The organism is Corynebacterium sp. KPL4035, assembly GCF_037908325.1.
Lineage (GTDB): Bacteria > Actinomycetota > Actinomycetes > Mycobacteriales > Mycobacteriaceae > Corynebacterium > Corynebacterium kefirresidentii.
On the sequence record NZ_JBBMGF010000007.1, the window covers coordinates 106,809 to 129,152 of the forward strand.

The 22,344-nt window shown below is 57.7% G+C and carries 21 protein-coding genes; 7 read left to right on the plus strand and 14 right to left on the minus strand.

What is annotated here, in order from left to right; all coding sequences use genetic code 11:
• Nucleotides 1-130: 130 nt before the first annotated feature.
• Both WMP96_RS07900 and gatB read right to left on the minus strand, forming a co-directional pair.
• A complete protein-coding gene (locus WMP96_RS07900; RefSeq protein ID WP_301716163.1) occupies nt 131-1,183 on the minus strand; it encodes an NAD(P)-dependent alcohol dehydrogenase in 1,053 nt (350 codons plus the stop codon).
• 138 nt (nt 1,184-1,321) lie between these two features.
• Nucleotides 1,322-2,827, minus strand: a complete 1,506-nt coding sequence (gene gatB / locus WMP96_RS07905; protein ID WP_086588783.1) for an Asp-tRNA(Asn)/Glu-tRNA(Gln) amidotransferase subunit GatB — start codon at nt 2,825-2,827, stop codon at nt 1,322-1,324.
• A gap of 57 nt (nt 2,828-2,884) precedes the next feature.
• Between gatB and WMP96_RS07910 the strand changes: the two genes are divergently transcribed.
• On the plus strand, nt 2,885-3,670 hold the full coding sequence (locus WMP96_RS07910; RefSeq protein WP_239205668.1) for a DUF4261 domain-containing protein: 786 nt from the start codon (nt 2,885-2,887) through the stop codon (nt 3,668-3,670).
• Here WMP96_RS07910 and WMP96_RS07915 read toward each other — a convergent pair.
• The 3 genes from WMP96_RS07915 to WMP96_RS07925 form a co-directional block, all read right to left on the minus strand.
• Complete coding sequence (locus tag WMP96_RS07915) at nt 3,667-4,650, minus strand: bile acid:sodium symporter family protein (protein ID WP_396130080.1); 984 nt, start codon at nt 4,648-4,650, stop codon at nt 3,667-3,669. The two genes, WMP96_RS07910 and WMP96_RS07915, sit on opposite strands and share 4 nt — an antisense overlap.
• 79 nt (nt 4,651-4,729) lie before the next feature.
• Nucleotides 4,730-5,761 carry an ATP-dependent 6-phosphofructokinase gene (locus WMP96_RS07920; protein WP_023021719.1) on the minus strand — a complete coding sequence of 344 codons (1,032 nt, stop codon included), beginning with the start codon at nt 5,759-5,761 and terminating at the stop codon, nt 4,730-4,732.
• 24 nt (nt 5,762-5,785) lie between these two features.
• Nucleotides 5,786-7,162, minus strand: coding sequence for a DHA2 family efflux MFS transporter permease subunit (locus WMP96_RS07925; protein ID WP_301716166.1), 1,377 nt, complete (start codon nt 7,160-7,162; stop codon nt 5,786-5,788).
• A 47-nt stretch (nt 7,163-7,209) separates the two neighbouring features.
• Here WMP96_RS07925 and WMP96_RS07930 point away from each other — a divergent pair, with 47 nt between their 5' ends.
• Nucleotides 7,210-7,533, plus strand: a complete 324-nt coding sequence (locus tag WMP96_RS07930) for a hypothetical protein (protein WP_301716167.1) — start codon at nt 7,210-7,212, stop codon at nt 7,531-7,533.
• Between the two features lie 74 nt (nt 7,534-7,607).
• Here the strand turns inward: WMP96_RS07930 and WMP96_RS07935 are convergent, their stop codons facing one another.
• From WMP96_RS07935 to gatC, 3 genes are all read right to left on the minus strand, one after another.
• Nucleotides 7,608-8,102: an META domain-containing protein gene (locus tag WMP96_RS07935; RefSeq protein WP_301716168.1), complete on the minus strand. Its 495-nt coding sequence runs from the start codon at nt 8,100-8,102 to the stop codon at nt 7,608-7,610.
• 87 nt (nt 8,103-8,189) lie between these two features.
• Entirely contained in the window at nt 8,190-9,677 is a 1,488-nt protein-coding gene (gatA, locus tag WMP96_RS07940; protein WP_301716169.1) for an Asp-tRNA(Asn)/Glu-tRNA(Gln) amidotransferase subunit GatA, read from the minus strand.
• On the minus strand, nt 9,678-9,974 hold the full coding sequence (gene gatC, locus WMP96_RS07945; protein WP_034656449.1) for an Asp-tRNA(Asn)/Glu-tRNA(Gln) amidotransferase subunit GatC: 297 nt from the start codon (nt 9,972-9,974) through the stop codon (nt 9,678-9,680).
• Nucleotides 9,975-10,178: 204 nt separating this feature from the next.
• Between gatC and WMP96_RS07950 the strand changes: the two genes are divergently transcribed.
• Nucleotides 10,179-10,838, plus strand: coding sequence for a hypothetical protein (locus WMP96_RS07950; RefSeq protein ID WP_023021725.1), 660 nt, complete (start codon nt 10,179-10,181; stop codon nt 10,836-10,838).
• Nucleotides 10,839-10,848: 10 nt separating this feature from the next.
• On the opposite strand, the gene ligA is transcribed toward WMP96_RS07950, so the two are convergent.
• A complete protein-coding gene (gene ligA, locus WMP96_RS07955) occupies nt 10,849-12,918 on the minus strand; it encodes an NAD-dependent DNA ligase LigA (RefSeq protein WP_445292946.1) in 2,070 nt (689 codons plus the stop codon).
• Between the two features lie 45 nt (nt 12,919-12,963).
• Between ligA and WMP96_RS07960 the strand changes: the two genes are divergently transcribed.
• A complete protein-coding gene (locus WMP96_RS07960; protein ID WP_200287671.1) occupies nt 12,964-13,635 on the plus strand; it encodes a 3'-5' exonuclease in 672 nt (223 codons plus the stop codon).
• A gap of 78 nt (nt 13,636-13,713) precedes the next feature.
• Nucleotides 13,714-14,835, plus strand: coding sequence for an ATP-binding protein (locus WMP96_RS07965; RefSeq protein ID WP_023021728.1), 1,122 nt, complete (start codon nt 13,714-13,716; stop codon nt 14,833-14,835).
• Here the strand turns inward: WMP96_RS07965 and WMP96_RS07970 are convergent.
• A complete protein-coding gene (locus WMP96_RS07970) occupies nt 14,832-15,725 on the minus strand; it encodes a methionine synthase (protein ID WP_369707470.1) in 894 nt (297 codons plus the stop codon). The genes WMP96_RS07965 and WMP96_RS07970 overlap by 4 nt on opposite strands.
• Nucleotides 15,726-15,749: 24 nt before the next feature.
• Nucleotides 15,750-16,835 carry a tRNA 2-thiouridine(34) synthase MnmA gene (gene mnmA / locus WMP96_RS07975; RefSeq protein WP_340432766.1) on the minus strand — a complete coding sequence of 362 codons (1,086 nt, stop codon included), beginning with the start codon at nt 16,833-16,835 and terminating at the stop codon, nt 15,750-15,752.
• Nucleotides 16,836-16,929: 94 nt separating this feature from the next.
• On the opposite strand from mnmA, the gene WMP96_RS07980 reads away from it, so the two are divergent.
• A complete protein-coding gene (locus WMP96_RS07980; RefSeq protein WP_239205686.1) occupies nt 16,930-17,766 on the plus strand; it encodes a spermidine synthase in 837 nt (278 codons plus the stop codon).
• Here WMP96_RS07980 and WMP96_RS07985 read toward each other — a convergent pair.
• Nucleotides 17,747-18,907, minus strand: coding sequence for a glycoside hydrolase family 25 protein (locus WMP96_RS07985; RefSeq protein WP_301716171.1), 1,161 nt, complete (start codon nt 18,905-18,907; stop codon nt 17,747-17,749). The two genes, WMP96_RS07980 and WMP96_RS07985, sit on opposite strands and share 20 nt — an antisense overlap.
• Before the next feature lie 431 nt (nt 18,908-19,338).
• On the opposite strand from WMP96_RS07985, the gene WMP96_RS07990 reads away from it, so the two are divergent.
• A complete protein-coding gene (locus WMP96_RS07990; protein ID WP_340432770.1) occupies nt 19,339-20,286 on the plus strand; it encodes an HNH endonuclease signature motif containing protein in 948 nt (315 codons plus the stop codon).
• On the opposite strand, the gene WMP96_RS07995 is transcribed toward WMP96_RS07990, so the two are convergent.
• Complete coding sequence (locus tag WMP96_RS07995; RefSeq protein WP_301716173.1) at nt 20,283-21,398, minus strand: cysteine desulfurase family protein; 1,116 nt, start codon at nt 21,396-21,398, stop codon at nt 20,283-20,285. The genes WMP96_RS07990 and WMP96_RS07995 overlap by 4 nt on opposite strands.
• Complete coding sequence (locus tag WMP96_RS08000) at nt 21,398-22,339, minus strand: electron transfer flavoprotein subunit alpha/FixB family protein (RefSeq protein WP_301716174.1); 942 nt, start codon at nt 22,337-22,339, stop codon at nt 21,398-21,400. The genes WMP96_RS07995 and WMP96_RS08000 overlap by 1 nt, the downstream gene beginning before the upstream one ends.
• Nucleotides 22,340-22,344 lie beyond the last annotated feature (5 nt).

Consider the following 22,344-nt stretch of genomic DNA (forward strand, 5'->3'; position numbering starts at 1 on the left):
ACGTGGGCTACGCAACACCGATATGCGTTCCTTAAAGAATGGTACGTAAGTGACCCGCCAAACACCTACTGACGCATACCGATGTTGTGCTAAATCACATATGGAGATTCAGTGAAATCAACCAAACGCCTTAGTCTTCGAAGGTTGCGGTATCAATCACAAAGCGGAATTTCACATCGCCGGCTACCACGCGCTCATAGGCAGCATCGACATCGTTGACACCGATCTTCTCGATGACGGCTCCAATGCCGTGCTCCGCACAAAAGTCCAGCATCTCCTGGGTCTCGGCGATACCGCCGATATTATTTCCCGTCAGCACCTTGCCGCCGCCGACGAGGCTGCCCATGTGGATTCCCAGTTCCTCTGGCGGAAGGCCGACCACGGACATGATGCCGCGCGGCTTAAGCAGCTGCAGGTAATCATCGAGAGAGTACTGGGCAGAAATGGTGGACAGGATGACATCGAATTCGCCGCGGTGGTTGGCAAAGAAGTCTTCGTCTTCACCGGTGGCCAAAATGTGCTTCGCACCAAGCTCGTAGGCTTCCTTCTCTTTGCACAAGGAGCGGGAAATCACGGTCACTTCCGCACCCTTTGCCGCCGCGATTTGGACACCCATGTGGCCCAATCCGCCTAGGCCGACTACAGCGACCTTGTCACCTTCCTTGACCTGCCAGCGGGCCAGCGGCGAATAGGTGGTGATTCCCGCGCACAGCAGCGGGGCTGCTTCATCAAAGTCAATACCCTCGGGGATGGTGCACACGAAGCCTTCATTGACGACTACCTTCTGTGCATAGCCACCTTGGGTAATGGTGCCGTCTACGTCCTCGGAGTTATAGGTTCCTACATTGCCGTTAAGGCAGTTCTGTTCCTGTCCATTGCGGCATTGCTCGCACTCGCCACAGGAGTTTACTAGGCAGCCCACGCCAACGCGGTCACCCACCTTGAACTTCGTGACCTTATCGCCCACGGCTTCTACAACACCGGCGATCTCATGGCCCACCGTCAGTGGGAAGTGGGCTTCGCCCCACTCGTTTTGAATGGTGTGGATATCGGAGTGGCAAATGCCTGCAGCTTTGATATCAATGACCACGTCATCCTCGCGCGGATCGCGGCGCTCGATTTCTACGACCTTAAAGGGTGCTTCAGGGTTTTCCTTTTGCAATACTTTGCTCTTAATTGGCATGCCCACAACCCTACGCTTACCCCTGCTAACCTCGCCTAACGAAAATAATCACCAATTTTGACAGGAAATGAGGGTACAAAAAAGCCAGCCACGCGTCCTGTTCGAGGAAGTGCGAGCGCGGCTGGCTTAACGTGGTGCTTAGTTCAGCTTCTCTGCGATGAGCTTATTGACCTGACCAGGATCGGCCTTTCCCTGGGTGGCCTTCATGACCGCACCCACAATGGCACCGGTTACCTTCTTATTGCCGGCACGGTACTTCTCCACGATGTCCGGGTTAGCTGCCAGCGCATCATCCACGGCCTTTTCAATGGCGCCATCGTCACGCACGACCTCCAAGCCGCGCTTTTCGACGACTTCGTCGACGTCGCCCTCGCCCGCCAACACGCCATCTACCGCCTTACGCGCCAGCTTGGTAGTCAGCTTCCCCTCATTGACGAGCGCGATAACGCGCGCCACCTGCTGCGGGGTAATGGACAAACCTGCAAGGTCGGTTTCCTCCTCGTTGGCCTTGCCGGCCAGATAGGAAACCCACCAAGAGCGCGCCTCGTCCGGCTTCGCGCCAGCCTCAACGGTATCCACGATGAGGTCGAGTGCGCCGGCGTTAACCAAGTCGCGCATCTCTTCATCCTTGATGCCCCACTCTTCCTGAATGCGCGCACGGCGAACCCATGGCAGCTCCGGAAGGGTCTGGCGCAGTTCTTCTACCCACTCGCGTGGGGCGATGACCGGTGGAAGATCCGGGTCATTGAAGTAACGGTAGTCCTCCGCGGTCTCCTTCGGACGTCCCTTGGAGGTAGTGCCGTCGGCCTCTTGGTAGTGGCGGGTTTCCTGATCGATGGTGCCGCCATCTTCAAGTACCTGTGCCTGGCGCTGCATCTCGAAGCGAACCGCCTGTTCCACAGAACGCAGGGAGTTGATGTTCTTGGTCTCGGTACGGGTGCCGAATTCTTCCTGACCCACTGGGCGCAGAGACAGGTTGGAATCCACTCGCATCGAGCCCTGATCCATACGGGCATCGGAAACGCCTAGGGCTGCCACGAGCTCACGCAGGGCGGAAACATAGGCCTTAGCCACCTCCGGTGCACGCTCGCCGGCGCCGACGATCGGCTTGGTGACAATTTCAATGAGAGGAATGCCCGCACGGTTGCAATCCACCAAGGAAGCCGTAGCACCGTGAATACGGCCGTCCACGCCGCCCAAGTGGGTCAGCTTGCCGGTGTCTTCCTCCATGTGCGCGCGCTCAATTTCCACCCGCCACTCGGTGCCGTCCTCCAGAACTACGTCCAGGTAGCCGTCGTAGGCAATCGGCTCGTCATACTGGGAAATCTGGTAGTTCTTTGGCTGGTCCGGGTAAAAATAATTCTTGCGGGCAAAGCGAGAGGACTCGGCAATGGAGCAATTAAGCGCCAAGCCAATCTTGATGGCGCCCTCCACGCCCTTGGAATTTACTACCGGCAGCGCACCGGGCAGACCCAGTGAGACCGGGTCAACGTTGGAGTTAGGCGCTGCGTTGAAGTTCGTAGGAGAGGTAGAAAACATCTTGGTTTCCGTATCCAGCTCTACGTGGACTTCCATGCCCATTACCGGCTCGAACTTTTCTAGGACCTCATCAAAGTCCATCAGGTCATACATCGCAGCAGTCATGCGTGCCATCTTAATACGTCCATGCACCCGCGCGCTCACGCCCCTAAGCTGAATATTATGACTACACCACATAGCGTTGATGCTCAGCTTATCGATGCCCCTTTGATCAACATCGCAGTCTTTCGCACTGCCCCCACGCCCGAGGAGGTAAGCGAGCGTTTGACCACCACTTTTGCCGATCGCTTGGGAGACATCACTCCGGGCAAGAATCCCGGTAGCCTCATGGCCGAGCTCGATGATTCATTCTTATTGCACTACCAAGCCATCGATACCCCTCCCACCCGCGATAGTTATGGTCTCCACCCCATTTTGAGCGCGGACGCACGCGGTCTCGATTCTGCCACCGCACAAATCCTCGTCTCCGTACTTCCCCGGGATGCAGAAGACAACGGTGCCAAGCAGTTTCGTGAGGCTCGCCGCGAGCACCTAGAGCTGCTCTCTAAAGCCACCGCTGTGGTAGCCGAACACCCAGAATGCCTCATCGTCCACAACCCCAGAGGCAACGTATCTATCGCTCCGAATACGTTCCTCGAGGCCGTTCGGGACAACCTTGCTCCGATGCACATTGCGCCAGTATGGCTCACCCAAAAGGGAAACAAGATTCTGGGTTATACCGTGGGGCTAGTCCAAGCAGGTCACCCCGAAGTCCAGGCGGCCACCGAATCGATGGATCCCACCGATCTCTATTACAAGCTGGCTAATATCGCAGACCACGTTCTCCAAGGCGCCACCGTCAAGGACGGCGACACCTTAAGCTTCGAAGAAGGTCAGCCGCCCCTGACCGCACAGGAAGAACCCTGGTTTGTAGACGAGTCTCTTCCAGCGGTCACGATTGGTTTCTAGCTAGTACTCTCCTTCCTACGGGAATCCACATAGCGGCAGATGGCAGCCAGCACCGCACCGGAAAGGTTGTGCCACACGGAAAAGACGGCTCCTGGCAGAGCAGCCAATGGGTTCATATACGTCGATGCCAAGGAGGTGGCCAAGCCGGAGTTTTGCATGCCCACCTCGACGGCCATCGTGCGCCGAGCAGCGACTGGCTGCTTGGTTATCAATCCGGCTAGGTAGCCCAGACCGTAGCCACACCCGTTGTGGATAATCACGGCGGCAAAGACCAGCGCACCGGCGCTGGCGATGGTGTCGTGCGCTCCGCCCACCACGATGCACACGATGGCGGAAATCGCCGCAACCGAAATCCAAGGCAATGCCGAGTTAATCCTTGCCACCACCCGCGGCGCCAGCATGCCTATGAGGATGCCGGCGACGACAGGAATGAGCACCACCTTCACAATGGACCATGCCATAGACGAAGCGGAAACCGGCATATACTCCCCTGCCAGCCACAAGGTCAGCAACGGGGTAAACACCGGTGCCAATAGGGTGGAAATCGAGGTCATGGTCACCGACAGGGCTACATCGCCACGCGCTAAATAGGACACCACATTAGAGCTCGTTCCACCGGGAGCGCAGCCTACAAGAATGACCCCGGCCGCTACCGCTTCTGGGAGGTCCATGATTGCTACCACCGCCAATGCCACCATCGGCATGATGACAAACTGCGCAACTACTCCGATGAGCACGGGAAGCGGCCGGCGGGCCACCAAGGCAAAGTCCACCGGCTTGAGGGTAAGGCCCATACCAAACATGACAATGCCCAGCAGCGGGGTGACCTGCGGGGCAAAGGATGCCGCGGTATTCGGTGCAAAGTATCCAATCACGCCGCCGATAATCACGAGCACCGGAAAGCCTAGCGCTGCGATAAATGCTTGGCGGTCTTGAGCTGCGGAGGGCACAGTAGCCGCCGCCATCCGATTATCTGTCATGCTATCGATACTCATAGACAAAAGAATACGCTCCCACCCAGTGGGAGCGCTAACCTAATATTCGAAATGTGCGTGGTCTCTACCCAAAGAGCGCTTGTGCATTGCGGTAACGCGATTCCGGCACTGTCTTAAGGGTTCCCACGGCCTCCTCCAACGGAACTAGATCAATATCCTCGCCATGGAGAGCTACACACATACCTGACTTGCCTTCATGGGTAGCACGGGCTGCGTGCACGCCGTATCGAGTTGCCAGAACGCGGTCATAGGCAGTCGGTGTACCGCCGCGCTGGATGTGTCCCAGCACCGTCGTTCGCACGTCATATCCAGTGCGCGCCTTGATCTCATCGCCAATAACCTGGCCAATACCGTTGAAAGTCTGGTGTCCGAATTGATCCACGCCGCCGGCTTCGAAGTCCATCGTCCCCTCCTTGGGGAGGGCGCCTTCTGCAACGCAAATAATGCCGTATTTTTCACCCATTTGGAAGCGGCGCTCCATCGCCTTGGTGATTTCTGCGATATCGAAGGGCTCCTCGGGCACCACCGTGTAATGCGCGCCACCAGCCATGCCCGCGTGCAAGGCAATCCACCCCACATGGCGGCCCATTACCTCCACAATCAGAATACGGTTATGAGATTCCGCGGTGGTATGTAAGCGGTCAATAGCATCGGTAGCTACAGATACTGCGGTATCAAAACCAAAGGTGTAGTCGGTGGCATTGACGTCGTTGTCAATGGTCTTTGGAACACCTACTACCGGCACCCCATTATCGGATAGCCACTTTGCCCCCTTGAGGGTGCCCTCGCCTCCGATGGCAATGAGGGCATCCACTTCGGCGTCGGCCATATTGGATTTAATCTGATCAAGACCCGCCTTAAACTTATCCGGATGCAGACGGCCAGTGCCTAGGATGGTGCCGCCGCGCAACAAAATGCGGTCGATTTCTGCATCATCATAGAGATCGCGACGGCGGTCCTCCATCAAGCCCACCCAACCGTCTTCATAACCTACGACGGTATCTCCAAATTCATTGGATGCGGTACGCACAACCGCACGAATTACAGCATTGAGGCCGGGGCAATCGCCACCGGACGTTAAAACACCTAGACGCATACCTACCAATCTAGCGCGCTATTTTTAGCCCTGCAGAGTGTCCCGAAAGCAGAGAGCAGAAACCAAGCCCACCACCAGCGCAACTACGATGACAAGGAGCGAATTAATAAGTGCCACTGCTGGGTCACCTGTTTGCATAACGGCAGACACTAAGGCGACGCCCACTACGGATCCCACTTGGCGGGAGGTGTTATACACACCGGATGCAGCACCCATGAGCTCCGGCGAAATATCGCGCAAGGTGGTAGCTGCGTTGGAACCCCAGATGAAGGACTGCCCCACGCCAAGGCCTGCAATGGGCAGCCCGAGCACCCACGGCAAGGCGTCTACATGCATCACCCACCATGCCGCAAGCAGAGAAAGAATAAGGAGGGAAAATCCCACCAATCCAAGAATTCGAGGATTCACATAATCCGCCATAATTCCCGCGAGCGGAGATATCAGTAGAGAAACCAGAGCCATTGGCGCCACGATAATGCCAGCCTCGCCTGCTGGAATGCCCTGCATGGTCTGCAGCCACAACATGATGGGTAGCATCACTGCAGCCGCCATAAATCCCATGGCAATAATGCCCACCGAGCCGGCAAGGTAATTGCGGTCGCGAAAGAGCGTCAGCGGCACCAGCGGGCTCGCCCCGCGGGCATCGGCGGTAGCCTGCAACCGAATAAAACCTGCGCTAGCGATTGCTCCGGCGAGCAGAATAAGCCAAATGGTCCAGCCCCACCCCAGTACTGGTCCCTGTTGGATGCCAAAGACAATCGCCGCCAACGCGATCAGAGAAACAACGGCCGATGGCGCATCGATGGACTGCGCGGTAGTAGGCAACTCGGGCACCCACAACAGCGCCAGCACGATGGCCAGCACCACGAAAGGAATGTGTACCCAAAAGGCGGCCTGCCAACCGAAGTTTCCCACTAAGAAGCCTCCGGCGAGTGGACCGACAAGTGCTGCAATCGAGCCGATTACACCCCACACGCCCAACGCACGTCCACGGCGCTCGCGTGCGAAGATTCGGTTGATGACGGACATACTTTGCGGCATCTGGAGAGATGCCCCTACGCCTTGCACGGCACGCGCGGCAATGAGTACTTCTACTTGGGGAGCTATGGCACAAACCATCGCACCGACCCCGAAGATAGCCACGCCCAGACAAAACATCCGGCGTTGGCCCAAAACGTCGCCCAGACGGCCGGCGAAGAGCAACGGCACCACTGCAGCCAATAAATAGGACGCGGATACCCACATGGCCTGGTTTACACCCGCGTCTAGATCACGTTGCAGGTTCGGCAGCGCGACCGCCACCATGGATTGGTCCAGAAGAGACACAAAGAATCCCAGGGACAGTGCAAACATGGCGCGCCATGCTTGGCGCTCAGGCGGCAAGTGCGTCTCCACAGTCATAGCCATAAAGTCTAGCGGGGCCAGAATTATCGGCCTAGACTGGCCGCATGTCCAAGATTGATATCAAAAAGCCCCAAGACGTATCTACCGCCACTACTGTCACCCTCGGCCTTATCGGCGGGTGGGTGACCGCCCGCGAGACCGGAATCCGCCCGCTCGGCGGCGTTATCCTCGCCGCCGCTGGCGTGTGGGCAGGCCGCTCTTGGGCAAAGAAAACCACTCCGGCTACCACTGCTGGCCTGTGTGCACTCTACGTGGGCGCATTCGGCGCCTCCCACCCGTTGGCGAAGAAGATTGGCGCCTGGCCAGCCGTCCTTAGCGTGACCGCGGCCTCGGCGGGCGCAGCCTATGCGCTTTCCGACGCCAAGTAATCCCCACACACACAAAATGCGCACCATGCCCGAAGACATGGTGCGCATTTTTAGTTTTAGTGTGCTGCGAGTTTTTACTTGGCAACACTAAACTCGGCCGCAGCTTCCTCGCTGCCCAAGGCGACGGTGCCGCCAGGGAGGTTAAAGAAGGAAGGCTTGGACTCAAGGAGGCCGAGCAGGGCGTCGGAAAGCTGCTGCGTATGCTCATCGCACGCCGCGCGGGTGGAGTTAAACTCGCCGACGCTGATGGTGCCATCCGCAGCCACCTTGTAGGTGGTGGTGTAATTATTGCAGCCATCATTCATCACCAAGGAGTGGTCCTTGGCAAATTCGACGCTAAACTTTCCTTCTTCCTTAATGGAGTGGAGAGTTCCAGTGATGGTCTGCCCCTCGATGTGAGGCTCCAGCTTCTCCGCGCCCTTCGGCAGCGGGGCAATAAGCCCAGAGTTGGTCGGCGCGGTCATGCTGAACCCCGGATCAATGGAGGGCACCTGCGCGGCATTGGCAACGCCCACGCCCATGAGTGCAGCGGCGGACAGCGAAAAAATTGCGGTCTTCTTGAAATGCATACCCGATAATTTTACCCCCGCCGAATATAAATTCAACGGGGGCAGATAAACCTTTATGGAATTGCCAGGGACCCCACAGGAAGTCGCCTATTTATTGCGGCCAGCTTCATAGGCAGCGCCGACCTTGTACAGGCGGTCATCTTGGAAGGCTGGCGCCATGATCTGCAGACCGGTGGGCAAATTGGTATCGCTTGCCATACCGGATGGCACAGACATGCCGCACAGGCCAGCCAGGTTCAGCGGCAGAGTGCACAGGTCAAAGTTGTACATCGCCATCGGATCCTCGGCCTTCTCCCCCAGCTTAAACGCGGTAGTCGGGGTGGTCGGGGAAACAATTACGTCAACCTGCTCGAAGGCGCGAGCAAAGTCCTGGGCAATGAGCGTACGCACGCGCTGCGCCTGCAGATAGTAGGCATCGTAGTAGCCCACGGACAGTGCATAAGTACCCAGCATTATGCGGCGCTTGACCTCTGGGCCAAAGCCTTCCGCACGAGACTGGGACATGACCTGCTCGGCAGAGTGGGAGCCGTCATCTCCCGCACGCAGGCCGTAGCGCATGCCATCGAAACGCGCCAGGTTAGAGGACACCTCGCACGGCATGATCAGGTAGTACGCAGCCAGTGCGTCATCGAAGTGCGGGCAATCTACCTCGACAATTTCCGCACCCTGCTCGCGCAACTGCTCAACGGCGGCGTGGTAGTTCTCCATCACGCCTTCCTGCCAGCCATCGCGCTCAAATTGCTTAATCAGGCCGACCTTGACTCCAGAGAGGTCACCCTTAGCACCCTCGCGTGCAGCGGCGACAACCGGCGCTACCGGCTTATCAACGGAAGTGGCATCGAAAGCATCGTGGCCAGCGATGACCTCGTGCAGGAGCGCGGTATCGAGGACAGTGCGGCCGCACGGGCCCGCTTGGTCGAGGGACGAGGCAGCAGCGATAAGACCGTAGCGGGACACGGTGCCGTAGGTCGGCTTTACGCCTACGGTATTGGTCAGCGCAGCTGGCTGGCGGATGGAACCGCCGGTATCGGTACCAATGCCAAGCGGCGCCTGACCAGAGGCGAGTGCGGCAGCGGTGCCACCGCCGGAGCCGCCTGGGGTGCGCTCCGTGTCATAAGGGTTATGCGCTGGGCCAAAAGCAGAGTTCTCATTGGAAGAACCCATAGCAAACTCATCCAGGTTGGTCTTGCCCAGGATGGGGATTCCAGCCTCGCGCAGGCGCTTGGTCACGGTAGCGTCATAGGGAGAAACGTAGCCCTCCAGCATCTTGGAAGCAGCGGTTGTCGGCGCATCGGTGGTAACCAGCAGGTCCTTAAGCGCCAGCGGCACGCCGGCCAGACCAGAAGCAGGCTCTTCACCGGCATCGAGTGCCTTATCCACGGCGTCGGCAGCCGCGAGGGCTTCTTCCGCGCCCACATGCAGGAAGGAGTTAAGCTCCTCGTTGGTCTCTGCAATGCGGTCTAGGAATGCCTGGGTTACCTCGCGGGAAGTAATTTCACGGGCGTGAATCTTCTCCGCCAGCTCGGCAGCAGTCAGGGAGGTCAGGCCCTCCGCGGGAACGGTCAGGTTAGACATTTATTCTCCTCCCAGGATCTGTGGCACAACGAAGCGCTCTTCTTCTACGGCCGGTGCTTGGTCCAAGGCCTGTTCTGCAGTAAGGGTGCGCACAATAACGTCCTCGCGCATCGGGGCGTCCACGGAGTGCGGGTGGCTCATCGGCTCCACGCCCTCGGTATCAACGTTTCCCACCGCGGAAACCGAATCAACAATTTCATCAATCTGCGTTGCGAACTGGGCTAGCTCTTCCTCACTCAGGGCCAGGCGGGAAAGCTTGGCGAGGTGGGCTACCTCATCACGCGAAATCTCAGACACGCGAACTCCATCCTTTTTCTGCATAATTGACACGCGGGTGAAAAATATTCACCGTCAGCATGTACTATGTGAATTGCTAACGACCCATGGTACTGCACCGACCACGACGGTTGCCGCGTCACCCCAAATTTGCGTTGCTTGAAGCCCGCATTGTGACGCACGTATCATGTCTGGGACTACAAACTACCGAAAGCGTGCAAGACCATGTCCTTTTTGATCCGCGTACTGCTCCCCGATGCTCCTGGCAGCTTGGGCCAGCTTGCCGACGCCTTTGGACTCGTCGATGGCAATATCCAATCGGTCGATATCGTAGAAAACTTTCCCGATGGAACAGTCATGGATGACATTGTCATTGAGTTGCCGCAAGGCACCATGGCCGATGTCCTCATTACCGCCGCCTCCTCTGTCGAGGGCGTGGAGGTCGACTCCATCCGCCCATTCAGCGGCCGCGTAGACCGCCGCGGGCAAATCGAGCTCCTTGCACGAGTTGCCCATGCCACGAATGTCACTGCCGCTATGGAAGAGGTAGTAGCCGCGATCCCAAGGGCTCTAACCTCCACGTGGTGCATCGTCATCGACAATAACGAGCCCATCCACCGCGTAGCTTCTTCCAATGCCGCCCCCGAAGATGATGGAACCGTACCTCACGATATTGAGGTGGAAAGCGCCCGCGTGCTCAGCCCTGATCGTGATGAATGGATCCCGGAAAGTTGGTCGCTACTCGATTCCGCCTTGGCCGCCGCCCCGCTCGGCGATACCGGCCTAGTTATAGCCATGGGCCGCACCGGCGGCCCTGACTACCTAGCCTCCGAGGTGGAGCACCTAGGTCACATCGGCACCATCTTGGGCAGCTTCCTCAAGTAGCCGGACCGATTTAGGCTTCACCTGTTTCTAGTAGCTGCTGGAATTCCGCTTCATTGAGAATCGGGATTTCCAGCTCACGGGCCTTGTCCTCCTTGGAGCCCGCGTTCTCACCGGCCACCACATAGGAGGTCTTCTTCGAGACCGAACCGGTAGCCTTTCCCCCGCGAGAAACAATAGCTTCTTTCGCGGAATCACGGGTGAAGTTCTCCAAGCTGCCGGTCACCACGATGGTCAGACCCTCTAGAGTCTGCTCCTTGTGGTCTTCCACCGCTACCTCCATAGCCACCCCTGCGGCAGCCCATTTGTCCACGATAGTGCGGTGCCAGTCCACTTCGAACCAATCATGGAAAGATTGTGCGATGGTCATACCCACGCCATCGACTTCTGCCAGCTCCTCCGTTTTGGCTGCGCGTAGCTTTTCCATGGATCCATAGCGGGAGGCCAGCGCCCGAGCGGCAATTGGCCCCACGTGACGAATAGACAGCGCGACCAGGACGCGCCAGAAGTCACGGCCTTTGACCTCATCCAGATTCTTTAACAAGTTCTGTCCGGCCGTATTGACCTTGACATTTCCTTCTTTTTTGGTGCGCTTGTCCTTTGTATCCTTCTTCGCCGTGTAGACGTCCGAGGCCAGGAGCTTTTCCTCGGTGAGCTCGAAAAGCTCTGATTCGTCGACGAGAATGCCATTTTCAATTAAGTCCATTGCCCCCTTCTCGCCCAGGGCCTCAATGTCCAGTGCCTTGCGCGAGGCCAAATACTCCAAGCGCGCGGAAAGCTGTGCTGGGCACGATTGGGTATTGGGGCACCGCCAATCCGCGTCGCCGTCTTTTTGTGGGGCCAACTTCGTGCCGCATGCCGGGCAGTTCTCCGGGAATGCCCACTCATACTCGCTACCATCGCGCTGCTCGCGCACTGGTCCGAGCACCTCCGGGATAATCTCGCCCGCCTTGCGAATGATGACGATATCCCCGATAAGCACGCCCTTGCGCTTTACCTCGGACTGATTATGCAAGGTAGCCATGGACACTGTCGAACCGGAGACAAAGACCGGCTCCATGATGGCAAACGGGGTCACTCGCCCGGTACGTCCAACACCCACCTCAATGCCATTGAGCTTTGTAGTCACCTCTTCTGGTGGATACTTATAGGCAATGGCCCAGCGCGGGGCGCGGGAAGTCGCACCCAGTGCGCGCTGCGAGCCCAAATCATCTACCTTGACGACGAGTCCATCCATCTCAAAGATGGCATCGTGGCGGTGTTCTGCCCAATGTGCCACCTCGTCCTGGACCTGCTCAGCCGAGTAAACCTGCTTGGTATATGGGGAAACGGGCAGCCCCCAAGCCGCAATTGCCTTATAGGCATCATGTTGGGAGGTGGGTGAAAATCCCTCGCGCGCGCCTAGGCCGTGACACACCATTTTCAGGCGGCGCTTTTTCACCTCGGCGGGATCCTTCATGCGCAGTCCACCTGCCGCGGCATTGCGCGGATTAGCAAACTCTTCCTTGCCATCGGCCGCGCGCTCCTCATTGATCTCTTCAAAATCCTCGGGTCGCATATAGACTTCGCCGCGAATCTCGATCAGCTCTGGGACCGGGTATTCATCTGTCCCCTTGAGCTCATGCGGAATGTCTTCAATCACACGTGCGTTAGCAGTGATGTCTTCGCCCACTGTGCCATCGCCACGGGTCGCGGCGGTGGTAAGGCGCCCATTGCGATAGACCAAATCGATAGACAAGCCATCAATCTTGAGCTCAGTCAGATAAGTCTTTGCTGGGGTTCTATCGAGCCAATCCTGCATCTCGCCAGCACTAAAGACATTGTCCAAGCTCATCATCCGCTCAAGGTGCTCAATATCCTCACCGGCGCTCGGTGCAGCACCCACCTGCTGGGTAGGTGAATCAGGCACGGCAAGCTCAGGATGTTCTTCTTCGAGCGCAAGAAGGCGCTGGAAGAGGGCATCAAAGTCGGCGTCGGGAATAGCCGGATCACCGTTGTAGTACAGGTTGCGGTGCCGGCGCACTTCCTGCGCAAGGTCATTCCATTCACGGTGCAGATCAACTGGATTAGTCACGCTGCCCAAGTGTAGCTATCCCTCGTGTCGGGGCTAGCTACTAAGGTATGGATCATGACTTTCGACGCCTCCCGCATGCTCGCCTTCGACCTTGAGACCACCTCGGCCAATCCCAAAGAAGCCCGCATCGTCACCTCTGCCCTAGTCCGCATTGACGGCCGCGATGTGCAAAAGGTGGAACACCTTGCCGATCCCGGAATCGAGATCCCGGAGGAAGCGACCAACGTGCATGGCATCACTACCGAAAAAGCCCGCGCCGAGGGCCGACCGCACGAAGAGGTCCTGAAAGATACGGTCGCGGCCATCAAGGCCGCCTGGGAGGATGGTCTAACGCTCATTGTCTACAACGCTGCTTTTGATCTCACCGTGCTGCGGAGCCTCACCGGCGATTTCACGGTCACCGGCCCAGTCTATGACCCCTATGTAATCGACCGCGTCAGTGATAAGTGGCGCAAGGGCAAGCGCACCCTTGGCGCCGTGTGCGAGCACTACGGCGTCGAGTTGGGCAACGCCCACGAAGCTACTGCCGACGCCCTCGCAGCCGCCCGCGTCGCTTGGAAACAGGTACGCCAGCACTACCCCAACTTGGCGCAGATGGATGAAAACGAGCTCATGGAATTCCAGGCGGTCAAGTGGTACGAGGATCGGACTGCATTTAAGAAATACCTAGAGGGCAAGGGCCGCGATGCCTCGGATGTCTCGACTGCATGGCCCCTCATCGGATAAAGTCTCCCAAATCTCCTAGATCTCCAAGTACGGCTAAAAGTCTCCCAAATCTCCGATAACAAGGGTTACACTAGCGTTATGGAAAATCCGTTCCGCCCTACATTCGGCGCTCCTCCCCTGTTCTGGGTCGGGCGCGGTATCGTGCTCGATAGCTTCCGAACTGCGCTCGATGGCTCGGCAGGCAATGCTTCCCGCTCCATGGTGCTCAGCGGTGCAAGGGGCATCGGCAAGACTGTTCTCATCAACGAGTTGGAGGACATCGCCGAGGCCCGAGGGTGGGTAACGCTACGCGCCTCAGGGCGCTCCACCATGGTCGAGGAACTGGTCAATACCACCATCCCCAGGCTGCTTGAACAACTCTCTCCGAGCGACAAAAAGAAGGTCAGCCGCATCGGCATCGGCGGCGTGGGATCAATCGGCTTCGACCATCAAAAGGAAGATCGCTTCACCCCCACGCTGAATACTCGCCTGCGTGAGCTTTCCACAGAGCTAAAAGGCACCGGAATCCTGCTTACCATCGACGAGGTGCAAGACGCCGATGTCGATGAACTCACCACCATCGCCGTGGCCTACCAAGACCTGGTGCGCGATGAAATTGATATCGCTTTGGTAGCCGCCGGCCTTCCCCAAGGGGTCAACCACCTATTGGATTTGCCCGGGGTGACGTTTCTGCGCCGGGCCCAGAAGTTCGTCTTAGGACCGCTGTCTCCGGCCAATTCGCAGCAGGCTCTAGAGCACACAGCGTCTGGCTCGGGGTTAGAGTTTAGCCCCGAGGCGACTAGGGACGCCGCAGCGCTTACGCGCGGCTACCCGTACCTCGTGCAATTGGTTGGCTCGCTGGCATGGGAGCGCAGTCGCCAGAACCAAGAAAGTGGCATTTCTCAGGAGACGATTGCCTCGATAGCTCCAGATGCGATTTCAATTATGGGCGCGCAGGTACACCAGCCTGCGACGTTGACCTTGCCACCGGCACAGCGGGAGTTTTTGGAAGCAATGGCCGCAGTGGAGCTAGACGGCGTGGCCACCATCGCCGACATAGCAGGACACATGGACCGCACTGTACGATCCTTGTCCGCCACTCGCCAGCGGCTTATCGACGCCGACCTGATCGAACCCACCGCACACGGCAAACTGCGCTACGTCATCCCTTATATGGGCGAATACTTCACCGCCACGGATAGCCGCGGGCGTGTCGATTAAAGATCGCCGGCGTCCCGGACGAGGATGTCGGCGGTCTCAGTGACAGAACGAAGCGAACTAGCCGAAGCCGCACTGGGAAAAACATCGAAGTGGTCGACCAATAGCTCGCGCGGCATACCTATGCGATCAAGGTGGGAAGCTAGGGCGATTGCTTCCTCCCTCGCATCTTTGCCGAGAATGCCCAAGCCGATGCGGTAGCCCGCACTGAGGTGCTCGCCCAATCCGTCATAGTGCTGTGGGGTGGAAAGCTGCTGGCGAAAGCGCGAATCAACCAAAAAAGTCTTCGCTGCGCGCGCCACCGACCAAATAGGCGCAGCATGCACATAGTCGGCCTCAAACGCTAAAAGGCTTTCTAGGACGACTTCCTCTGGGACCGCTGGTATCGAGTCAAAATCAGTAGTCCCGGGAATCCGGCCAGCAATGATATCTGCCAGTAGCGGTTCATCGAGTTGTACGTGCACCTCGCCGTGGAAACGGCTTGCCACATCGTGGGCATGGGTGTGGAGGCCGTGTAAGAGGGCGTCGGAAAGCTCTGCGAAAGCGCTAGAGTCAGTGAACACGCGGTGGCCATCGGAGAGCTCGATGCTCGCCGCCAAAGACCAGGGCCCCAAGGCTTGCACCTTAATGTGGGAAACCGTCTCGCCCCAGACCCCCTGAACCTCATCGAGGTCGCGTTCTAAGCGATCCCAGGTCCGCCGCGTCAAAAGCTGCGGACGCGCAGTCATGCGCCACGACCGCGGACCACGATCGATATTGATGGCTTCGAGCATGCTGGCCGTACGCCCAACCGCATCGGAGCCGAGTCCCCTATCAGGAAGCTGCGGGATAGCGGGAAGGTCAGTCTCACTGATTATGATGTCCGCCGCCTCCGCTACGGAAGTGCCGGGCATGGGGCCAAGTGCAAAGCCGGCCATCTAGGCCGTCCCGCAAATGGTGCCGGACCCGATAACGATATCGCCAAGCTCGTCTGGCGACGGCAAATACAGCACCGCCGCCTGGCCACGAGCCACGCCGGAAAGCGGTTCCTTAAGCTCAAGGCGCATCTCATCCGCATCGCGGTCGACGTGCGCGACACAAGGCACCACGGAACCATGCGCACGCACCTGAACCTCGCACTCGAAGTCCCCATCCATGGCTGGGTGAAGGTACTTCAGGCGGTCAGCTTGAATTGAGGTCACGGCCAAGTCCTCGCGGGCACCGACGGTCACCGTGCCCGTAGAAGCATCGATGTCGGTGACGTAGCGGGGACGGCCGTCGGCAGCCGGCGCCTTGATGTCTAGGCCCTTTCGCTGACCGATGGTGTAGTTCCATGCACCATCGTGCTCTTTAAGCTCCGTGCCCTCCTGATCCACGATCAGGCCAGGGCGAAGCCCGATGCGAGCGCCCAAAAATGCCTGAGTGTTGCCGTCGGGAATGAAGCAAATATCATAGGAATCCGGCTTCTTCGCGGTGGAAAAGCCATGCGCCGCGGCCTCTTCACGGATCTGCGGCTTAGGAGTATCGCCAATGGGGAAAAAGCAGTGCTCCAGCTCTTCGGCCAAGATGACGCCCAAGACATAAGACTGGTCCTTATTCTCATCCAAAGAACGGCGCATGTAGCCGTTTTCGTCAATGGTGGCATAGTGACCCGTCGCCACAGCATCGAAGCCGAGCGCCATGCCCTTTTGTAGCAGTGCCCGGAACTTAATCTTCTCGTTGCAGCGCAAGCAAGGATTAGGTGTCTCGCCGCGAGCATAGGAATCCACGAAGTCCGTGATGACTTCTTCTCTAAATTCCTCCGAAAAATCCCACACATAGAAGGGGATGCCCAACTTATCGCAGATGCGGCGAGCATCGGCTGAATCCTCCAGCGAGCAGCAACCGCGCGCTTTCTCTCTGGTTTGCTGCGCGTCCTTGTGCAGGGCGAGGTGAACGCCAATCACCTCATGGCCAGCTTCTACCGCCCGGGCGGCGGCAACAGATGAGTCCACGCCGCCGGACATGGCAACCAATACTCGCATCTCGCTCCCCAATTCACCTTGACTACAGGCCCGAAAGTCTACTCCCTAGCCCCAACGCGGTTTAAATCGAATCCATTCCCTAAGCTTGTGTCACATGGGAAGAAAGCGAGCCTCCACCGAACAAGGAATCACCGGCACCTACGAAATCTCGACCGGAACAGCCGAGGTTGTGGCGGATGAATTCCGCGATGGAGCCTATATCCTCAACGTTAACGGCGTGCCGAGTAGCCACATCGTGCTGGGCGAGCCAGAAGAATTGGAGTTCGAATACATGCGCTGGATTGCAGCGGCCGTCGAACACCTCAATACTCGGCCAGCGAATAAGCTGCGTGTCACCCACCTAGGTGGCGCAGGCTGCTCCCTTCCACGCTATTTTGCCAGCAAGCTCCCGGGTAGCCGCCACACGGTGGTCGAACTCGACGCCAAACTGGGGGAATTGGTGCGTACGCTTTTCGACGTCCCCCGTTCCCCTACCGTGAAGATCCGCGCCGGCGAAGCACGCAAAGAAACCGAGGGGTTCCTGCCCGCCAGCCGCGACATCATCATCCGTGATGTATTTGCTGGCGATAAGACTCCGGCTAGCCTCACCACCGTGGAGTTCTTCCAGGCTGCAAAGCAGGCACTAGAGCCAGGTGGACTCTATATTGCCAATTGCGGAGACCATTCTGATCTGCAGCTAGCAAAAAGCGAACTGGCCGGACTAAGCAAGGTTTTTGACCACCTCGCGGTCATCGCGGACCCACCAATGCTTAAAGGCCGGCGCTACGGAAACATCATCCTTATAGCCTCGGATACAGAAATGCCAGCCGAGGGCTCCATTGAAGCCGCTCAGCTGGCTAAGGCACTCCTTGGCGGGGCGGTGCCTGCCCACTACAAGGACGAGGCGTGGACCCGCGCGTTTTTCGCTGGTGCTACTGCAGCACGCGATTAAGTAGCGTGGCTACTTGGCCCGCATCGAAATCGGGAACATCAGCGCCAGCCTTTTTGGCCGCGTTCTTAGCCTCCGAAACTTCGGACTCGGAGACATTGCCAGACTTAACGTTGTTCACGTGACCGGCATTGTCCAACAGGATTGCTAGGTCACTGACAGAGAAGTTCCCCTTTGCCATATCACCCAGATCTTCTACTGGGAGGGCATCCTTGTCCTGCAAGGTCTTCACGAAGCCTGCTAGACCTTGCGCTGCTTGGGGGTCAAGGCCGGACTTTTCGGCGGCGTCGACAAGCTGTGGTACCGCAATCAGTCCTGCTGCGAGGGCTAGGATAGCGCCGATAAGCGGCGTGCTGTCCGAGCTTAGGTCAACGCCATCGCCCACCACGAGCTGTTCGAGCGCGCCGCCGACATCCACATAATTTCCATCGCTAAAGGACTGCAGCTGCTGCTTGGAACCATTAAAAAGGTTCATATCAACGTCGGTAGGTATTCCAGCCACCTTGCCGGAGCCAGAACGCTGCCAGAAGGATAGCTTCTTCCAGCCACCCACGGCCTCGGGCGCCTGATCCTGATAGGCCGCAAGCCACAACGGCATATCCGAGAACTTCTGGGAGTTATTCATCTGCCCCATCCAGAAGTACTTGTAGGTGTAGATCATGGGAGTGCGGCCGGTAAGGCGCTTGAGCTCGCTGGTAAATTCTTCGATCCACTGCTCCAACTGGGCCGCGGATTTACCTTCATCCACCTCGATATCGAGTGCGGGAGGCAATGTCTGATCTGGCGCCAGCGCAATCTGCGCGGCAAAGTTCGCCGCTTGCGTTTTGGCGTCAGTCGATGGACGAGCGTAGTGATATGCGCCTGTCTTAAGGCCGGCAGCGTGGGCGGCCTGAACATCTTCGACGTAGTGCGGATTTACCCAATCCCCACCCTCAGTTGCTTTTACAAATGCAAAAGACTGACCGTCAGTACGTACCTTAGACCAATCGATGGGCGTGCCGCCCGGGTGCTGGTGTGCCGCAACGTCCACGCCCTTAGGGGCGCCAAAGCTCACCGCCTGGGCAACAGCGGTACCACTAATAGCTAGTGCAGCCACGGTAACTACCGCAGTAATACTCTTTCGGAGTGCCTTCTTTGAAGTCATGCGCGTGAGTCTAACAATGGTTTCACTCTATCAACATCTTTAACACGCGCCACTTGAGATATTTTTCTTTTCTTCTATTCCTGTCACCGTAGGCAATTTCACCATTTAGAACATATTTTTGCCTCCCCTCTTGTGGCGGGCGCACCCACAGCGTAAGATAGACACCGTGAAGATTAGTTCAGCAGTTCTAATATTCGGGGGAAATAATTTTGGAAGCCTATTACATAGTCAATGATCCTAAAGATCCATTAGCAGTTAAAGCTACCGAAATCAGAAAGCAAGATTACCTTTTCTGGAAAGACGCCAAACCAGACTTAGAAGACGATTTCGACATTAATTGCCATACCCTTGCCACCCGTACGGGATTGAGTGAGCGGCGCACGCGCGATATAACCATGGCGCTCTACCGGCTGGCTGAGTTACCTCTAACAATGGCCCTGCAGGAAACCTACTACTTCCTGGATTTCTCTCGCCTCATTACTATCGACGCCGTACTTAGCAAGCTCGGTGATGTCCCTGCGGAAACCCTCGAGAGGATAGACCAAGAACTATCTCGTTATTTGACCCCCTCGAAGCCGAGACAGGTACTGCCCTCCAACACGAATTTACGGCGAAAACTCAATGGCCTCATTGCTATTGAAAACCCATCCACCGAAGAAAACAAAGAGGCTCCCACGAAGAATAACTCCTATTTCACTTACTCCAGCTTCGGTGGCAAAGCCGGGCTAGCAGTTGAAATTGACGAAGCTACCCTTATAGCTATCGACGAACACATCAGCAAAGCCGCCGAGGAACATGGCCTTTCCAAGGCAGAAGCACTGGCCAAATTGATTCTGGGTGAAATTGAGTCTCGGACTAAGGTAGTTCTGCATATGTATCGCGCCCATGATCAGGAGTCTGCACCCGCGTTTATCCGGGGATTCGGATGGGTAAGCCCAGAGACCGCGGATAACCTGCGCCCAGCTCAGACGCGAGACATGGACTTAGCCAAAGAAATGGAAAGCGAAAGCTACGTTACTCCCCCGCTCATAGGCGCCTATGTGGAAGGCCGCGATGGGGTGTGCCGCTGGCCGGGGTGCTACCGCCCTGCGGAAAGCTGCCAGAAAGAGCACCGCATTGACCATGCTCGGGGAGGGAAAACTGCAGGGAGCAATTTGGCTTCACTATGCCAGCACCACCATAACGTCAAGACTGACGGCGGTGCTTTTTATATCATGGATCCGCACACTGGGGACATTGTGTGGCTGTTTGATGATGGGCGCTGGGAATATGACGAGCCCCAAGGACCGCTAGCACCCAAGAACAAGAACTGGGCGCTAACGGTGGGCCAAGCTATCGCCGCCCGGCGGGCAGCGGCGAAGGAAAGGAATGAAAGCTAGACGGATCGGGCTCGGGAGATTACCTCGGGAAGATGAGCCAACACGTAATCGACATCTTCTTCCGAAGTAAGCCGGCCTAGCGTAAAGCGCAAGGAACCGATTCCTTCAGCCTCGCTTACTCCCATCGCTTCCAGAACGTGAGACATGCGGTTTACACCTGCGCTACAGGCGCTGCCGGTTGAGGCCTCAATCTGCAGGGAATCTAGCAGCATGATGAGGCTATCGCCATCTGCACCAGGGAAAGAGACGTGCAAGTGAGAAGGCAAACACGGTTCAGTGGAATTGATGACTGCATTGTCAATGGTGGCGAGAATTCCATCGCGGAGCTTATTGCGAAGCGCGGAAATCCGCTCACCTTGAGTAGAAATTTCCGCGACGGATTCCTCCAAAGCCGCAGCTAGACCGGAAGCACCAGCGACGTCGACAGTTCCAGGACGAATTCCGCGCTCCTGCCCACCGCCATAGGCAATGGGTTGGGGTGCGGGACTCCGCTTGGCTAGAAGTAGGCCAATGCCGCGGGGACCGCCGAACTTGTGGGCGCTAGCTGCAAGGCTGGTGATCCCTAGGTGGGAAAAGTCGATGGGAACCTTTCCTACCGCTTGCACGGCATCAACGTGTACCGGTGTACCCACTGCGCTGGCTCGGGCGGCAATGTCTTCGACCGGCTGAATGGCGCCGGTTTCGTTATTGGCCCACATGCAGGTGGCGACGTCGGCAAGCGTGTCTAGAGCAGACAGGTCTGCTATGTGCCCGGAGCGATCGACGGGAAGGATATCGACGGCGGCACCGGAATTGTGCAGCTTAGCCACGGTATCGCGCACGGCGGGATGCTCAATATCGGTGGAAACTATGCGGTTTGTTTTACCGGTCGCATAAAGTCCCTGAATGGCAATATTGTCTGCCTCTGTGCCAGAAGAAGTGAAAATCACCTCGATTGGCTCGCAGCCGAGGAGCGAAGCAACCTTCTCGCGGGCATCATCGAGCACAGAACGAGCCTTGCGGCCGGAACCATACTGCGCGCCGGAGTTCAGGGAGCCAGCCGCAGCTACCCACGCGTCAATCGCGCTCTGGCGCATCGGCTGGGTAGCAGCGTAGTCAAAATAATGCGGCATTACTGACGTGCCTTCAGTTCCTCGGTCAAGGCTGGGACGATTTCATGGAGGTCGCCCACAACGCCAAGGTCAGCGATCTGGAAGAATGGCTCATCCTGGTCCTGGTTGACCACCACAATAGTGCCAGAGGTCTGCATGCCGGAGGTGTGCTGGATGGCACCCGAAATTCCCAAGCCGATGTAGAGCTCAGGCGAGACGGTAACGCCAGTCTGGCCGATCTGATAGGCAGCGTCATAGAAGCCTTCGTCTACCGCATCGCGGGTAGCGCCGACTGCGGCGCCGAGGGCGTCGGCAAGCGGCTCGACAACATCACCGAATTCATCACCCACGCCCCGGCCGCCAGCGACGACCACCTTGGCTTCGGTAATTTCCGGACGTGCAGATTTCTGGGCAGGGGTAAAGGAAGTTACCTTGACATCTTTGCCAGTAGCGGGCGGCAACGGCATCGGGGCTGGTTGCGCTTCCACCTGCTGTGGTGCGGCCTCTACCGCGCCTGGGCGCAGCGTATAGATCGGGCACTGGCCGGTAGCGGTAGAGGTAGTCTCATAGGAGCCACCAAAAATGGTCATCTGGGCGGAACCATCAGCGGCGATGCCGCTGACATTGACCAGTGCGCCGGAAGCGAGGCGGGCAGCTAGGCGGCCGGCAATCTCGTTATTGGCGGGAGTTGCGGCCAGCACGATAGGTGCGGGGTTCGCGGCGCCGAGAGCATGCAAGGCATCGACTTCTGGAATCAGGAGGCGCTGGTCATAGTCTTCGGCCGTTGCTTGGACCACCTGCGCGGCGCCAAGGGCGGCAAGGTCAGCATCGAACTTATCTGCCTGCTTGCCGACGACCACTGCAGACACCGTACCCAATTCGCGCGCGGCCGTAATCAGTTCTCCGGTAACGGGAAGGACTTTTTCCGCATCGTGCTCAACTAATACGTAAACGTGAGACATATCGA

Coding starts and splice junctions, on each gene's coding strand:
- WMP96_RS07900 (WP_301716163.1), bottom strand. CDS start 1,183: ATGCCAATTAAGAGCAAAGTATTGCAAAAGGAAAACCCTGAAGCACCC.
- gatB (WP_086588783.1), bottom strand. CDS start 2,827: ATGACTGCTGCGATGTATGACCTGATGGACTTTGATGAGGTCCTAGAA.
- WMP96_RS07910 (WP_239205668.1), top strand. CDS start 2,885: ATGACTACACCACATAGCGTTGATGCTCAGCTTATCGATGCCCCTTTG.
- WMP96_RS07915 (WP_396130080.1), bottom strand. CDS start 4,650: ATGACAGATAATCGGATGGCGGCGGCTACTGTGCCCTCCGCAGCTCAA.
- WMP96_RS07920 (WP_023021719.1), bottom strand. CDS start 5,761: ATGCGTCTAGGTGTTTTAACGTCCGGTGGCGATTGCCCCGGCCTCAAT.
- WMP96_RS07925 (WP_301716166.1), bottom strand. CDS start 7,162: ATGACTGTGGAGACGCACTTGCCGCCTGAGCGCCAAGCATGGCGCGCC.
- WMP96_RS07930 (WP_301716167.1), top strand. CDS start 7,210: ATGTCCAAGATTGATATCAAAAAGCCCCAAGACGTATCTACCGCCACT.
- WMP96_RS07935 (WP_301716168.1), bottom strand. CDS start 8,102: ATGCATTTCAAGAAGACCGCAATTTTTTCGCTGTCCGCCGCTGCACTC.
- gatA (WP_301716169.1), bottom strand. CDS start 9,677: ATGTCTAACCTGACCGTTCCCGCGGAGGGCCTGACCTCCCTGACTGCT.
- WMP96_RS07950 (WP_023021725.1), top strand. CDS start 10,179: ATGTCCTTTTTGATCCGCGTACTGCTCCCCGATGCTCCTGGCAGCTTG.
- WMP96_RS07960 (WP_200287671.1), top strand. CDS start 12,964: ATGACTTTCGACGCCTCCCGCATGCTCGCCTTCGACCTTGAGACCACC.
- WMP96_RS07965 (WP_023021728.1), top strand. CDS start 13,714: ATGGAAAATCCGTTCCGCCCTACATTCGGCGCTCCTCCCCTGTTCTGG.
- WMP96_RS07970 (WP_369707470.1), bottom strand. CDS start 15,725: ATGCCCGGCACTTCCGTAGCGGAGGCGGCGGACATCATAATCAGTGAG.
- mnmA (WP_340432766.1), bottom strand. CDS start 16,835: ATGCGAGTATTGGTTGCCATGTCCGGCGGCGTGGACTCATCTGTTGCC.
- WMP96_RS07980 (WP_239205686.1), top strand. CDS start 16,930: ATGGGAAGAAAGCGAGCCTCCACCGAACAAGGAATCACCGGCACCTAC.
- WMP96_RS07985 (WP_301716171.1), bottom strand. CDS start 18,907: ATGACTTCAAAGAAGGCACTCCGAAAGAGTATTACTGCGGTAGTTACC.
- WMP96_RS07990 (WP_340432770.1), top strand. CDS start 19,339: ATGGCCCTGCAGGAAACCTACTACTTCCTGGATTTCTCTCGCCTCATT.
- WMP96_RS07995 (WP_301716173.1), bottom strand. CDS start 21,398: ATGCCGCATTATTTTGACTACGCTGCTACCCAGCCGATGCGCCAGAGC.
- WMP96_RS08000 (WP_301716174.1), bottom strand. CDS start 22,339: ATGTCTCACGTTTACGTATTAGTTGAGCACGATGCGGAAAAAGTCCTT.